A 14,523-nucleotide genomic window follows, 5' to 3' on the forward strand; every position below is an offset into this window, starting at 1 on the left:
CGACCTGAAAGGTCCCCGACCCGTCATGCCCGAGCTGGTCTTCTTCTCCGGAACCATGGATTGCGGGAAGAGCACCCTGGCCCTCCAGATCGGGCACAACCGGTCGGCCCGCGGGCTCCAGGGCGTGATCTTCACCCGTGACGACCGGGCGGGCGAGGGCAAGCTCTCGTCCCGGCTCGGCCTGGTCACGGAGGCGGTCGAGGCGGGCGAGGGCATGGACCTGTACGCCTACCTGGTGGGCCAGCTCTCCCAGGGCGGCAAGGCGGACTACGTGATCGTGGACGAGGCCCAGTTCCTCGCCCCCGACCAGATCGACCAGCTCGCCCGCATCGTCGACGACCTCGGCATGGACGTCTTCGCCTTCGGCATCACGACGGACTTCCGGACGAAGCTCTTCCCCGGCTCGCAGCGGCTGATCGAGCTGGCGGACCGGATCGAGCAGCTCCAGGTCGAGGCGCTGTGCTGGTGCGGCGCGCGGGCCACGCACAACGCCCGGACGGTGGGCGGGGTGATGGTCGTCGAGGGCGAGCAGGTCGTCGTCGGGGACGTGAACCGGCCCTCGGAGGAGATCGGTTACGAGGTCCTCTGCCGCCGCCACCACCGCCGCCACATGACCTCGGCCTCGGCCCGTGCCGGCGCCCTGTCCCCGGACGTCCTCCCGGTCAACCACGCCTGACGCGACGGGACCTCCGACCGCGCGGCCCCTCGGAAGTCTCCGGGAGGGCCGCTTCGTCGTCCGAGGGGCGCCCTACGGCTCCGAGGGCGGCGCGTCCGGTCCTCGGAGCGCCCCGGTCAGGCGGTCGAGGGCCGCGCCGTCGAGGGGAGCGCTGCCCGTCAGGGTGCCCACGAGGGCCTGGGCGAGGACGGTCGCGGGGCCGATCCGGGTGTCCTCCCGCTCGTCGCCGGTGATCTTGCCGATCACGGCGTCGCGGACCGATCCGGAGATCGCGGGGTCCCCGAACAGCTCGGGGAAGGACAGGGCCATCATGCACACGCCCACGTTGGCGGAGAGGATCGTCTGGCCGGCCAGCTCGGGGGTCGTGCGCAGGCGTCCGGCGTCGCGGCAGCGCTCCACGGCCTTCAGGAGGATGGCCCTGGCCTCGTGGATGGCCTGGGGCTTGGCGTCGCCCGTCGGCGTGAACATCAGGCGGTAGAGGTGCGGGTTGCGCAGCGCGAACCCGACGTGGCTGTCCCAGGCGGTGCGGAGGTCGGCCACCGGGTCGTCGGTGAGCGGGTTGCGCCTCTTGTCGGCGAGGAAGCGCTCGAAGCCGATGTCGGCCGCGGCGGTGAGCAGCCCCTGCTTGTCGCCGAACTGTCGGTAGATCTCGGGCATGCCGACCTTCGCCCGGTCGCAGATGGCCCGGGTCGAGATGGCGAGCGCGTCCTTGGTTGCGAGCAGTTCCCCGGTGGCTTCCAGGATGCGCTCTCGTGCCGTCGACATGGCTCTCACGATAACAGCGCTAACACTGCGGACCTGGGCGTTCGCCGGGCGGGGTTGCGTTCGCGCGGAACGTTGTTATCGATGATTGCAAACCATGTTAGCGTGTGAAACAGCCCGGGCTCCCGTACGTCCCGAACCGAGAGGAACCGCCATGACCGCCTCCACCACCCTGCGTGATGTGATCGGCCTGCCCCAGGAGCTCCCGCGCCTGGGCGAGTCCGCCCTGATCATGATCGACTTCCAGAACACCTACCGCACCGGCGTCATGGCGCTCGACGGGGCCGAGCGGGCCGTCGCCGCCGCCGCCCGGCTGCTCGCCGCCGCCCGTGCGGCCGGCGCGCCCGTCGTGCACGTCGTGAACGACGGCGGCGAGGGCACTCCGTACGACATCCGGGCGGAGATCGGCGCGATCAGCGACGAAGTCGCCCCCGCCGAGGGGGAGAAGGTGGTCGTCAAGCAGTTCCCCGACGCCTTCCACGCCACGGACCTCCAGGAGACCCTCCAGGGCCTCGGCGTCAGCGGCGACCTCGTGATCGCCGGGTTCATGACGCACATGTGCGTCCTGTTCACCGCACAGGGCGCCTTCAACCGCGGGTACCGCCCCACCGTGGTCGCCGAGGCCACCGCCACCCGTCCCCTGACGGCCCCGGACGGCACCGTCCTGGCGTCGGACGCCCTCCAGACCGCCGCCCTGACCACCGTCTCCGACCTCTTCGGCACCGTGGCCCGCACGGTCGACGAGGTCGCCGCCCTGACGCCGGCGGGCTGACGGAGGGCTCCCGCCCCGCCCCGGGCCGGCGGCCGACCCGCGGAGGCGGGCGAAGGCACCGGGTGTTCACCCGGGGTGTGCCGGAAGCCCGCCTGGCGATCGGTTACGGGTCGCCCGCCTCGGCGGTAATGGCGGTCGGCCCGCGACGACTCCATCCTCCGGGCGCCCCCGCACCGCGCGCCCCCTGGAGGACATGTGCCCCCCGCCGCCGACACCGTGCCCGACGAGGACAAGGTCGGGGACGGGGAAGGGGCGGGCGGCCGGACGGGCGGCCCGCGACGGGGACCGCTCGCCCCGGCCGCCGCCGGCCCCCTCGCCGCCGCCCTGCTCACCGCCGTACTCCTCTGCCTCGCGGGCCGGCTCTCCCGCAGCCACCCGTTCGGCCCGGTGACCAGGAACATCGTCGACCTGGGCCAGCAGTACCTGCCGTACCACGCCTACTGGCGCGCCCTCCTCCTCGGCGAGACGCACGGGGACGCCTTCCTCAACTGGAACTCCGGCTTCGGGGCGAACTTCCTCGGCGACATCGGCACCTATCTGAGCAGCCCCTTCGACCTGCTCGTCGTGGCCTTCCCGGCCGACCGGATCGAGCTTGCCCTCTACGTCGTCACGGCCGCCAAGATCACCGCCGCCGGAGCCGCGATGGCGCTGCTGCTCCTGCGGCTGCGCCCCGGCCCCTGGCCCGTCGCCGCCGTGCTCGGCACCGCCTACGCGCTCTGCGGCTGGACGTTCAACTACGGGGCCACCGTCCCGATGTGGCTCGACGGGCTCGTCGCCTTCCCGCTGCTCTGCCTGGTCGGCGAATGGGCCCGCACCGGCCGCCGCCCCGTCCTCGGCCCCCTGGTCGTCGCCCTCGCCTGGATCGCGAACTTCTACACGGCGTACATGGCGACCCTCGGCGCGGCCGTCGTCCTCGTGGTCCGGCTTCTCACCGCCGAGGAGACCGCCACCGCCCGGCAGCGGGTCGCCGGGGCGCTGCGCGCCACCCGGAGCGTGCTCATCGGGACCGGTCTCGCGGCGCCGCTCGTGGTGGCCGTCTTCGTCGCCACGAAGGTCGCCGACCCCACCCCGGAGACCACCTTCACGCCCGCCGCCTGGACGGAGGTCCTCGCCCGCTTCCTGCCCGCGACGGCGAGCGTGGCCAGCCCCGCACTCTTCATCGGCACGCCCGCCCTCGCGCTGGCCCTGACGCTGCCCTTCCACCGGGCCGTCGCCCCGCGCGTCAGGGCCGGATGGACGACCGCGATCGCCCTGGTGGCGCTCTCCCTCCAGTGGGAACCCACCCACCTGCTCTGGCACGCCGGCGCCTCGCCCAACGGCATCCCCTACCGTCAGACCTTCGTCCTGTGCGGCCTGTTGCTCATCGCGGCCTGGTTCTCGGTCGCCCACGGCCTGCCCCGGCCGGCCGCGCTCCTCGCGGGCGGCACGCTCCTCGGGGCCCTGGCGTGGGCGGCCCGGGGCAGTGTCGACATCGACCGGTGGACCTTTCCCGCCTTCGGCGCGGCCGCGATTCTGGCGCTCGGCGCGGTGCTGCTCGCCCTGGCCGGCGCCCGCCGGGCCCACGCGCGCGTACTGCCCGTTCTCGCCGTGGTGCTGCTCGTCGCCGCCCAGGCGGGTGAGGCGGCCGTCACCGGGAAACGGATCGAGGAGCAGCAGCGGAGCGAGGTCTCCTGGTCGCCCCGGATCGGCCCGTGGCACGAGGACGTGGCCCGGGAGGCGGCGCGCGCGGACGCCTGGCCCCGCTACCGCACGGACCCGGGAGAGGTCCCCGGAGGGAACGACGTCCTGCTGGTCGGCGGGCAGGGCGCCGACTACTACAGCAGCCTGACCGCCGAGACGACCTCCCGCACCCTCGACTCCCTGGGCTTCGGCCACTACGCCAAGGGCCGGCACCCGGTCAGCCTCGACAACCCGGTGACGGACGCCCTGTTCTCCATCGGCACGCGGATCCGCTCCCGTCCCACGGAGCCGGTCCGGCAGGACGCGCCGCCCCGCGCCGCCGTGACCGCCACCACCACACCCGTACCGCCCCTGGTCACCGTCCGACCGCCGGGCCGGCCGGCCACGCACCCCGGGGACTCCGCCTTCGCCCGGCAGGAACGACTGCTCGGCACCACCGTGTACGAGCTGCCGGCCGCCCCGCGCCGTACCGGACACACCCTCGCCGCCCGCTGCCCGGCGGGCTCCCAGGTCTGGTTCTGGGCCCCCGAGTACCGGGGCACCGCAGCCCTCGCCGGCGAGGCCCCGGTGGAGTTCGAGGGCAAGCCCCCGTCCGTACGCGCCCCCATGCGGCCCCTCGGCACCGTGCCGGCCTCCGGCGAGGTCCGGATCGACCTGGCTCCCGAGGCCCGCGTCCGGCTGCCCCGGCAACCGGTCGGCTGCCTGCTCCGCGCCCGGCTCGACTCCGCCGTCCGGGAGCTCACCGCGACCGGCGCCACACGCGTGCGTACCACCGGACACACCGTCACCGCCGAACTCCCACCCGGCAGCAAGGGCGTCGCCGTCCTGGCCGCCCCCCGCGTCTCCGGCTGGAGCTGCGCCGCCGGAGACGCGGACCCGCGCCCCGCGCGCGCGTACGAGGGCCTCGTCGCCGTCCCCCTCGACGGGCGGGCCACCACGGTCCACTGCTCCTTCCGGCCCCCGGGGCTCCGGCTCGGCGGCGCCGTCGGCGTGCTCGCACTGCTCGCCCTCGCCGTGACGGGTATCCGCGGGAGACGGCAAGAGTTCACCCGCAGTGCACGTACGGATCGTTCGTCCGGAAAAGCGGACGGCTAACCTGCCCGCCGTAGCGACGTTTAACTGTTCGAATCAGTGTGGGGATTCCGAGTGCCGAAACTGTCCGTCGTCGTACCGTTCCACAACGTCGGGGCATACGCGCCCGACACCCTGCGCAGCCTCGCGAACAACGCGGATCCGGAATTCGAGTTCCTGCTCATCGACGACTGCTCGACGGACGACACCCCGGAAATCCTCGACCGCTGGCGCGACCGGCTCCCGAACGCCACCGTCATCCGCCACGAGACGAACCAGGGCGTCGCCCAGGCACGCAACACCGGAATCGACGCGGCACGCGGCGACTACCTCACCTTCCTCGACGGCGACGACTGGTACGCGCCCGGCCACCTGAGCGCCGCCGTGGCCGGAATCTCCCGGCTGGGCTGCGATTTCGCCCGCACCGACCACGTCCTCTCGGAAGGCCGGAAACGCCAGATCCGCTATGCGCCGGCCAAGCGCCGGGACACCGTGATGGACCCGAGGGACGGAATCTCGCCGGCCAGCATGGTGACCATGGTGGATTACCCGTTCGTCCCGTTCGGCATTTACAGCGGACGCCTCTTCGAGAACGGCGCCTCGCGTTTCGAGACCTCCCTCAGAACCGCCGAGGACCGCCTCTGGATCTGGCGACTCCACCTCAAGGCCCGCACTTTCGCAGCCCTTTCCCTGCACGGCGTCTTCTACCGGCGGGGCGTCACCACCTCGCTCACCCAGATCACCGACAACCGGCAGCTCGACTTCATCCCCTCGTACGACCTCCTGCTCGACGACGTCTCCCGGGACGCCGAGGCCGAGCGGTTCCTGCCGAAGGCGGTCCGCACGTACTGCGCCATGATCGCCTTCCACATCGGCAAGGAAGCCGCCTACGAACCGGACGTCGCCACACGGCTGCGCGCCGACGTCCGCGACGCACTGCACCGGATGCCGCGGCACGTCCTCGACGAGACCCTGGCCACCATGGACACCCCGCGCAGCACCCTGCTCCGGAGCCTGCGCGACACCGGAAGGACCGCCTGAACCATGGCCCCCGACACGGCATCCGCGCCCCTCCCCGGAACGGCGCACGAGACGACCGCCGACGGCCGCCGGGTCCAGCTCTTCCAGGTGTCCACCCTGTACGGCGCCGCCACGCTCGCCGCGGCCCTGGACGCCGGACGCTTCGGCCCCCGCGAGGACGCCCGCAGGCTCCTGCTGCTCTCGCACAACGCCGAGATCCCCGAGACCGCGCTGCGCCTGGAGACCATGACCGGCTACGGCCGGATCGCCGCCCGCTTCGACGGCACCCTCGACTGGAACGAGGCCGTCCACCCGTACCACCCCGCCGGCTGGGCCCCCCGCCCCGAAGAGGCCCCGCTCTGGCAGCGCGTGTTCCGCACCGCCTGGGACCTCGGCACCGGCCCCGTCGAGCTGATCGTCGAGTCCATCCAGGTCAACCCCGCCAAGGCGCTCGCCGGCGCGTTCCCCGAGAGCGACCTGCACGTCTACGCCGACGGCCTCATGAGCTACGGCCCCACCCGCTCCGACCTCGCGCAGTCCCTCGCCTGCCGCGTCCGGCGGGTCCTCCACCTCGACCTGGTGCCGGGACTCCGGCCGCTCCTCCTGAGCGAGTACGGCGTCGAGCCCGAGCTCGTCCCCGACGGCGCCTTCCGCGCGGTCCTCGCCGAGATCGCCGAGGAGGCGGCCGACGACCCCGGCATCGCGCGGACCGCCGCCGCCGGGGCCACGGCCCTCCTGCTCGGCCAGTACCTCGCCGCGCTCAACCTGCTCACCGCGGACGAGGAGGAGGAACTCCACGTCCGGATGCTGCACGGCGCCGCGGCCGCCGGACACCGCTCGGTCGTCTTCAAACCCCACCCCACCGCACCCGCCCGCTACTCCCAGGTCCTCCACGAGGAGGCGGAGCGGTCCGGTGTCCGGCTGACCGTCCTCGACGGACCGCTGCTCGCCGAGACCTTCTACGAGCGGTGCCGGCCCACGCTCGTCGTCGGCTGCTTCTCCACCGCGATGCTCACCGCCGCCGTCTACTACGGCATCCCCATCGCGCGCGTGGGCACGGCCGAGGTCCTCGAACGCCTCACGCCCTACGAGAACAGCAACCGGATCCCGCTCACCGTCGTCGACCACCTCGTCCCCGACCTGGAGCGCGGCGAGGAGCCCGCCGTCCCCGGCCCGGCCCCGGAGTCGCTCACGCCCCTGGTCCGGGCCGTCGGCTACTGCATGCGGCACACCATCCACCCGGGGCTCCGCGAGGAGACCACCCGCTTCCTGGCCGAGCACCACGCCGACCCCGGCACCGCGCACCACTTCACCGCCGAACGGCTCACCCGGCTCGGCCTGCCGGGCGGGGACCCGACCCCGGCACGGACCGGCACCTCCCGGCTCCGCACCCTGGCCCGCACCCTGCGCGGCTGAACCCCGCCCACACGACCGGGCCGACCCGCGCGACCGCGCCCCGCCCACGCGACGGGGCCGATCCGCGCGGCCGGCGTCACGCCGGGGCGGACCTGACCAGGGTGAAGACCGCGCCCTCCGGGTCGGCCACCACCGCGAGCCGCCCCGCCGTGCCCTCGCGCGGCGGGCGCAGCACGCGGCCGCCGAGCTCCACGACGAACCGGGCGGCCGCGTCCGTGTCGGCCACCTCGAAGTACGTCATCCAGTGCGGGCCGCGGTCCCGGGGGAGCGCGTTGCCGACGCCGTGGAGGGAGGCCACCGGAAGCCTGTCCACCAGGAGCGTGGCGTAGTCGTGGTCGGCGGAGACGACCGGATCCACCTCGAAGCCGAAGACGCTCCGGTAGAACTTGCCGACCGATGAGGTCTCGTACGTGAGCAGCTCGTTCCAGACCGGGGTTCCCGGGGGGCCGGCCGCCGCCGTCCCGTGGTGCGCCTCGGCCTGCCAGACGCCGAAGACGGCGCCGACCGGGTCGGAGCAGATGACGAGCCGCCCGGCCTCGCCCGCGTCCAGCGGACCCACCGCCACGGTTCCCCCGCAGCAGCGGATGGTCTCGGCGGTCTCGTCGGCGTCGTCCGTGGCCAGATAGGGGGTCCAGGCGATCCGCAGGTTCCGGTCGGGCGGCAGCTGGCCGATGCCCGCCACCTCCTTGCCGCCGAGCAGCGCGCGCACGTAAGGCCCGAGGTGCTGCGGACCGGGCACGAACTCCCAGTCGAAGAGGGCGTTGTAGAACTCCTGGGTGGCGTCAAGCCCGTGCACCATCAGGCTCACCCAACAGGGGGTGCCCGCCGTGCGCCGAGTCGCCTCGGTCATCGTCACTCTCTCCTCGGACCATCGTCGTGGCCGTGTCCCCGGTCCGATGGTGACACCGACGGGGCCGCGGCGCGCCCCGGCCACGCCAGGCGGGGCGCGATCCGCCGGAAGGACGCCGGGTTCGTCCCCGGCGGCCGTGCGGCTGCGCGAGGATGGCTCCCATGAAGCCCATCATCTCCGCAAGCGAACTGCTGAGCGAGTCGGCCGGGGTCCGGCCGCCGGTCCTCCTGGACGTCCGCTGGACTCTGGGAGGCCCGCCCGGACGGCCCGCGTACGAGGCCGGGCACCTGCCCGGCGCGGTCTACGTCGACCTCGACGCGGAGCTCGCCGGCCCGCCCGGGACCGGTGGCCGCCACCCGCTGCCCGACCTGGCGGTCTTCGGGGCCGCGATGCGCCGTGCGGGCGTCTCGGCGGGCCGGCCCGTCGTCGTGTACGACGGCGGCCTCGGCTGGGGCGCGGCCCGCGCCTGGTGGCTGCTGCGCTGGGCGGGCCACCCCGACGTCCGGGTCCTGGACGGTGGTCTCGCGGCGTGGACGGGGGAGCTGACGGAGAAGGTCCCCGTGCCGGAGCCGGGCGACTTCCGGCCCGAGCCGGGCGCGCTCGGACTGCTCGACGCCGACGGGGCGGCCGCCCTGGCCGACGCGGGCCTGCTCCTGGACGCCCGCGCCGCCGAGCGCTACCGCGGGGACGTGGAGCCGATCGACCGGGTCGGCGGGCACATCCCCGGTGCGGTCTCGGCCCCGACGACCGAGAACGTCGACGCCGACGGGCGCTTCCTCGCCGCCGACGTCCTGCGCGAACGCTTCACGGCCCTGGGCGCCACCGACGACACCCCGGTCGCGGTCTACTGCGGCTCGGGCGTCTCCGGCGCGCACGAGGTCCTCGCCCTGGAGATCGCGGGCATCCCCGCGGCCCTCTACGCGGGCTCCTGGTCCGCGTGGTCCGCCGACCCGGCCCGCCCGGTGGCCACGGGCCCGGACCCGCGCTAGCGCGTACGGAAGGGGCCCGCGCCGATGCCACGGCGCGGGCCCCTTCCGTACGGCTCCCACCGCTCGCGTACGACTCTCCGTACGGGAGCGGCGCGGTGTCACTCCTGCTTCTTGCGCCGGGTTCCGAAGACGATCTCGTCCCAGCTGGGGACCGCCGCGCGGCGGCCCGGGCGGACGCCGTCCGCTTCGGCCTGGCGGTCCGTGGTGCCGGTGAGCCGGTCCCGGTGGCCCGAGACGGCGCGCGGCATGAGGACGTCGGCGTACGCGGAGCCCGCGCCCGCCGAGGCGGCCGGAGCCGGCGGTTCCTCCGCCTCGACCTCTTCCGAGGGCTCCGTGTCCGGGGGCTCGGGCACGACCATGTCGCCGCGGAAGCTGGGCACGGCCTCCAGGAGGCTCGTCAGCGAGTCCCGCTCCTCCTCCGGCTCGGCGGACGCGGACGCCCGCTCCAGCTGGCGGTCCGACCGGTCGATCTGGCGGTCGAGGGCCCGGTCGAGCGGCCTGTCCCGGGGCAGCCTGGCGATCCGGGGCACGAACGGGAAGCTCGGCTCGGGCGCGGCGGCGATCGTGTCGTCCGTCTCGCCGATCAGGGCCCGCGCCTCGTCGTCGACGGCCTGGACGAGCCGCCGGGGCGGGTCGTACGTCCAGCTGGCCGTGTGGACCTCGCCCGCGACCCGGTAGACGAGCAGCACCTCCCAGGTGCCGTCGTCGCGGCGCCACGAGTCCCACTGCACGGTGTCCTTGTCGGCGCCGCGCAGCAGCAGCCGCTCCTGCACCGCCTCGCCGAGCTGCGGGCCGGTGTTCTCGCCGGGCCTGCGGACCGGGGTCTTGCGGGCCCGCTCCGCCATGAAGGCGCGCTCGGCGAGTACGGGGCCCTCGAAGCGCCGCACGCGGTCGACGGGGATTCCGGCGAGCTGGGCGACCTCCTCGGCGGAGGCACCGGCTCGTATGCGCGCCTGGATGTCACGGGGGCGGAGGTGGCTCTCGACCTCGATCTCGATCTGGCCGAGGCGTGCGCGGTCGTTGCGCACGGCGGCACGGAGCCGCTCGTCGATCGGAAGCGTGTACTCCGTGCTGTCAGCAGCCTTCAGCACCAGTCGTGTGCCGTCGTTGGAGACGGCCACGACACGCAGTTCGGGCATGGGGACCTCCCGGGTGGTGCCTGCCGACGTCACGTGCGTCGCTGCTTCCGCTAGTCGAGTGTGGCCTGCCCGGGTGCAGCCTGCCACTACCTTGCCGAGTTGCCCGGCGTGTCGGGCATGGACCCTGGAACGCCGTTATGACACGGTGACCTGATGGCTACCCGGAGTGACTGGCCGTCACTCTGTGCAGCCGGATTCCGTGTGGTGCCGCGGCGTCACCGGTTCGAGTGCCGCTTTCGGCTCCCTCCCCTTGATCCCGGGCACCCGAAGGCGTCCGGACCCAGGGTTCGCCAATGTACTCCATTCGGGCCACCTGGGTGGACCGGCGCGCCGCCCAACTTCTCGGGCGGTACGGGAGTTGAGTCTCCGCGATCTTCCCCCATACGTGTCGCTGTTCACAGAAACAGCAGAAACGGAACTATTCGCTTCGCCCATTTGTCCCTTCTGGGTGCAAGGCGAACGGATGAACCGTCAGGGGTTGGAGATGCGTCACAGGCCGGACACCGACACGGGCGAAGCGGAGGAGGAGAAGGAGGGCGGCAGGAGAAGGATCGACCTGAGCGTGGCTCAGGTCTCGGGCAGCGCCCTGGCCGCCGTCATCGCCGCCAAGCTCGCCTCCACCCTCGGCGTGTACGGCACGATCCTCGGCGCCGGTGTGATCAGTGTCATCGCCACCTGCGGCGGCCCCCTGTTCCAGCACCTCTTCAAGCGCACCGGCGAGCAGGTCCGCGACGCGACCGCGGCCGCCAAACCGAAGGCCCGTCAGGTCCCGGTCACGGCCGGGCCGCAGGACGACCGCACCCTGATGCTCGGCACGGTCCCGGCCGCACCCTCCCCGTACGACGAGGAGTTCGGCGACGCGACCACCCACGGCACCCGGGTGCGGGGCTGGAAGCGTCCGGCGATCGCCGCCGCGCTGGTCTTCGGCGTCACCATGGGCGGGATCACCGCCTACGAACTGGTCTCCGGCCAGGACTTCAGCGGCACGCACGGAAGCACCACCTTCGGCTCCGCCGTCCGCGGCGGGGGTGCCGGGCAGGACGCGCCGGACCGCGACGAGCGGCCCGAGCCCGCGCCCTCCGGCTCCTCCGACGGCACCACGCGGCCGCGGGACGGCGGCACCCCCACGACCGGCTCCACCGCGACCCCGGGCGACCAGGGTGCGGGTGAGCGGGGAAGTGGGACGGCCACCCCTTCCGCCGAGCCGACCCCGTCCGGTTCGGCCGGCGGCGAGACGCCCGCCCCGACGCCGACGGATCCCACGACCGCGCCGACGCCGAGCGCCCCGACCCAGGAGCCGACCACCGGCGCCGGACTGCCGGACGCCCCGGCAACGGCCGGCGGCGACACGGGAACCGGGTGACGGTCAGTCGCCCAGCACCCGCCGCAGGTAGTCGTTGGCGAACAGGCGGTCCGGGTCGAGCCGGTCGCGCAGCGCCGTGAACTCGGCGAAGCGCGGGTAGACCTCGGAGAAGTAGGCGGCGTCGCGGGTGTGGATCTTGCCCCAGTGGGGCCGGCCCCCGTGCGCCGTCATGATGCGCTCCACCGCGGTGAAGTACGCCTGGTGGGGCGTGCCCTTGTACAGGTGGACGGCGATGTACGCGGTCTCCCGCCCCGAGGCCGTGGAGAGCGCGATGTCGTCCGCCGGGGCCGTCCTGACCTCGACCGGGAAGCTGACCTTCAGCGGCGAGCGCTCGACCATCGCCTTGAGCTCGCGCAGCGCGGCGACCGCCGCCTCGCGCGGCAGCGCGTACTCCATCTCCAGGAAGCGCACCCGGCGGGGTGAGGTGAAGACCTTGTACGGGATGTCGGTGTACGTACGGGCCGACAGGGCCCGGCTGGAGACCTTGGCGATCGAGGGGATCACCGGCGGGACCGCGCGGCCCACCGAGCAGGCGAGCTGGAAGAGGCCGTTGGAGAGGAGCTCGTCCTCGATCCAGCCGCCGATCCGCCCGGGAGGGGCGGCGGGGCCCGCGCTGCGGTTGTTGCGCTTGGTGTTGCAGTTGTCCGTGTGGGGGAACCAGTAGAACTCGAAGTGCTCGTTCTCCGCGTGCAGCGCGTCGAAGTCGGACGTGACCCGGTCGAAGGTCATCGGCTCCTCGCGCGCGGTGAGCAGGAAGACCGGCTCCACCGCGAAGGTGATCGCCGTGACCACGCCGAGCGCGCCGAGACCGATCCGGGCGGCCGCGAAGACCTCCGGGTTCTCCTTCTCCGAACAGGTGAGCAGGTCGCCCGAGGCCGTCACCAGCTCCAGCTCGCGGATCTGCGCGGCTATCGAGGCGGACTCGCGGCCCGTGCCGTGGGTGCCCGTGGAGGTGGCTCCGGCGACGGTCTGCTCCATGATGTCGCCCATGTTCGTGAGCGACAGGCCCTCCCGGGCCAGCGCCACGTTGAGCCGCTTGAGCGGGGTGCCCGACTCGACCGTCACGGTCATCGCCTCGCGGTCGATCCGCCGGATCCCGGTCAGCAGTCCCGGGCGGATCAGGACGCCGTCGGTGGCCGCGATCGAGGTGAAGGAGTGGCCGGTCCCGACCGTCTTCACCCGCAGCCCGTCCGCGGCCGCCCGGCGCACCGCGTCGGCGAGCTCCTCGGCCGAGGCCGGGCTCACCTCCCGCACCGGACGGGAGGTGACGTTGCCCGCCCAGTTACGCCACGGGTTGCTCGCCATCCTGGCGCTCCCCGACCCCGCTGTCGTCGTCCCGCTCACGCTGCCCCTCCCGGTTCGGCGCCGGCCTGCTCAGCCGGCGGTGTCCGAGGAGACCCACCGCGACCGCGAGCGCGCCCGAGACGACGGGCACCACGTATCCCGCCTCGGCCCCCGACGCGTCGACCACCCAGCCGGCGGCCGACGAGCCGAGCGCCACGCCGATCGCGAGGCCGGTACCCGTCCAGGTCATGCCCTCGGTCAGCTTGGTGCGCGGTACGTGCGCTTCGACGAGGGCCATGGTGGTCACCATCGTCGGTGCGATGGACAGGCCCGCGACAAAGAGCGCCACGGCCAGCAACGGCAAGTTCCCGGCCAGTAGGAGGGGGATCATACTCACGGCCATCGCGCAGACGCCCAGCAGCCAGCGGCGGGACGGCTCGCCCTTGAGGTGCAGCAGCCCGAAGACCGCGCCGGCCAGACAGGAACCCAGTGCGTAGACGGCCAGGACCAGGCTGGCGGCGGCCTTGTGGCCCTGCTCCTCGGCGAAGGCCACGGTCACCACGTCCACGGAGCCGAAGATGGCGCCGGTGGCGACGAAGGCGAGGGTCAGCACCTGGAGGCCGGGGGAGCGGAGCGCGGAAGCGGTCTTCACGCCGTCTTCCCGCGGGTGCGGCACGGGTTCGGTGGCGTGCTGCGAGGTCAGCCAGAAGACGCCGACGGTCAGGAACACCCCGGCGAACAGCGGACCGGCCTCGGGGAACCAGGTCGTCGACAGGCCGATCGAGATGATCGGGCCGAAGATGAAGCACACCTCGTCGACGATCGACTCCCAGGAGTACGCCGTGTGCAGGCGCCGCCCGTCGCCCCGGTAGATCTCCGCCCAGCGCGCCCTGGTCATCGCGCCGAGGCTGGGCACGACGCCGATCACGGCCGTGAAGACGAAGAGCGCCCAGTCCGGAGCCCCCTGCTGCACGCAGAGGAGGAGTCCGGCGGCCGCGGCCAGCGAGATCAGCGTCACCGGCCGGAGCACCTTGCGCTGCCCGTGCCGGTCGACGAGCCGCGACACCCGGGGGCCGAGGGCCGCGGCGGACATGGCGAGGGTCGCGGCGAGCGCGCCGGCGAGCCCGTACCTGCCGGTGACCTGCGAGATCATGGTCACGATGCCGATGCCCATCATGGACAGCGGCATCCGGCCGAAGAAGCCGGCGATGGAGAACGAGGCGGTGCCGGGGGCCTCGAAGATCGCGCGGTAGGGACTGGGCAAGAGGCGTCCTTGGTCAACACGTGTAATTAATAGCTAAAGCCTACGGTGTTGAAGTCAATCGGTCATCCCCCTTTTTCGGACGAGTCCCCACGGACGGGCCGCGCCTTTCGGGGCCGGGCACGGGTGGGAGGATCGGTGCCATGTCCGATCAGCACGATCCCGCCCCGTACGACGCCCTGCTGCTGCTCTCCTTCGGCGGCCCCGAGGGCCCGGACGACGTGGTCCCGTTCCTGGAGA

General features: G+C 73.4%; 12 protein-coding genes. 7 read left to right on the plus strand and 5 right to left on the minus strand.

The genetic code is table 11. The features are described from left to right. The first annotated feature begins 25 nt into the window (after positions 1–25). Positions 26–676 carry a thymidine kinase gene (locus OO54_RS21710; protein ID WP_017237660.1) on the plus strand — a complete coding sequence of 217 codons (651 nt, stop codon included), beginning with the start codon at positions 26–28 and terminating at the stop codon, positions 674–676. A gap of 72 nt (positions 677–748) precedes the next feature. Here the strand turns inward: OO54_RS21710 and OO54_RS21715 are convergent, their stop codons facing one another. Further along, entirely contained in the window at positions 749–1,441 is a 693-nt protein-coding gene (locus tag OO54_RS21715; protein WP_033205424.1) for a TetR/AcrR family transcriptional regulator, read from the minus strand. Positions 1,442–1,592: 151 nt separating this feature from the next. Here OO54_RS21715 and OO54_RS21720 point away from each other — a divergent pair, with 151 nt between their 5' ends. From OO54_RS21720 to OO54_RS21735, 4 genes are all read left to right on the plus strand, one after another. Continuing rightward, positions 1,593–2,210 (plus strand): isochorismatase family protein, encoded by a 618-nt coding sequence (locus OO54_RS21720; RefSeq protein WP_033205426.1) that lies wholly within the window; start codon positions 1,593–1,595, stop codon positions 2,208–2,210. Positions 2,211–2,405: 195 nt separating this feature from the next. Next, entirely contained in the window at positions 2,406–4,985 is a 2,580-nt protein-coding gene (locus OO54_RS21725; RefSeq protein ID WP_033205429.1) for a YfhO family protein, read from the plus strand. A gap of 51 nt (positions 4,986–5,036) precedes the next feature. Then, positions 5,037–6,002: a glycosyltransferase family 2 protein gene (locus tag OO54_RS21730; RefSeq protein WP_033205432.1), complete on the plus strand. Its 966-nt coding sequence runs from the start codon at positions 5,037–5,039 to the stop codon at positions 6,000–6,002. Between the two features lie 3 nt (positions 6,003–6,005). Next, on the plus strand, positions 6,006–7,397 hold the full coding sequence (locus OO54_RS21735) for a polysialyltransferase family glycosyltransferase (RefSeq protein ID WP_051787082.1): 1,392 nt from the start codon (positions 6,006–6,008) through the stop codon (positions 7,395–7,397). 76 nt (positions 7,398–7,473) lie between these two features. On the opposite strand, the gene OO54_RS21740 is transcribed toward OO54_RS21735, so the two are convergent. Then, positions 7,474–8,247 (minus strand): VOC family protein, encoded by a 774-nt coding sequence (locus OO54_RS21740; RefSeq protein WP_033205434.1) that lies wholly within the window; start codon positions 8,245–8,247, stop codon positions 7,474–7,476. A gap of 161 nt (positions 8,248–8,408) precedes the next feature. On the opposite strand from OO54_RS21740, the gene OO54_RS21745 reads away from it, so the two are divergent. Then, a complete protein-coding gene (locus tag OO54_RS21745; protein WP_033205437.1) occupies positions 8,409–9,236 on the plus strand; it encodes a sulfurtransferase in 828 nt (275 codons plus the stop codon). Positions 9,237–9,334: 98 nt separating this feature from the next. On the opposite strand, the gene sepH is transcribed toward OO54_RS21745, so the two are convergent. Continuing rightward, positions 9,335–10,375 (minus strand): septation protein SepH, encoded by a 1,041-nt coding sequence (gene sepH / locus OO54_RS21750; RefSeq protein WP_033205457.1) that lies wholly within the window; start codon positions 10,373–10,375, stop codon positions 9,335–9,337. Positions 10,376–10,859: 484 nt separating this feature from the next. Between sepH and OO54_RS21755 the strand changes: the two genes are divergently transcribed. Next, positions 10,860–11,738: a hypothetical protein gene (locus OO54_RS21755; protein ID WP_063738308.1), complete on the plus strand. Its 879-nt coding sequence runs from the start codon at positions 10,860–10,862 to the stop codon at positions 11,736–11,738. 3 nt (positions 11,739–11,741) lie between these two features. On the opposite strand, the gene OO54_RS21760 is transcribed toward OO54_RS21755, so the two are convergent. Further along, the gene (locus tag OO54_RS21760; RefSeq protein WP_033205441.1) at positions 11,742–13,043 is read right to left on the minus strand and encodes a D-arabinono-1,4-lactone oxidase; all 1,302 of its coding nucleotides are present in this window, start codon (positions 13,041–13,043) and stop codon (positions 11,742–11,744) included. Next, entirely contained in the window at positions 13,021–14,286 is a 1,266-nt protein-coding gene (locus OO54_RS21765) for an MFS transporter (protein WP_033205444.1), read from the minus strand. The genes OO54_RS21760 and OO54_RS21765 overlap by 23 nt, the downstream gene beginning before the upstream one ends. Between the last annotated feature and the right edge of the window lie 237 nt (positions 14,287–14,523).

It is taken from the genome of Streptomyces wedmorensis, assembly GCF_000716445.1.
Lineage (GTDB): Bacteria > Actinomycetota > Actinomycetes > Streptomycetales > Streptomycetaceae > Streptomyces > Streptomyces wedmorensis.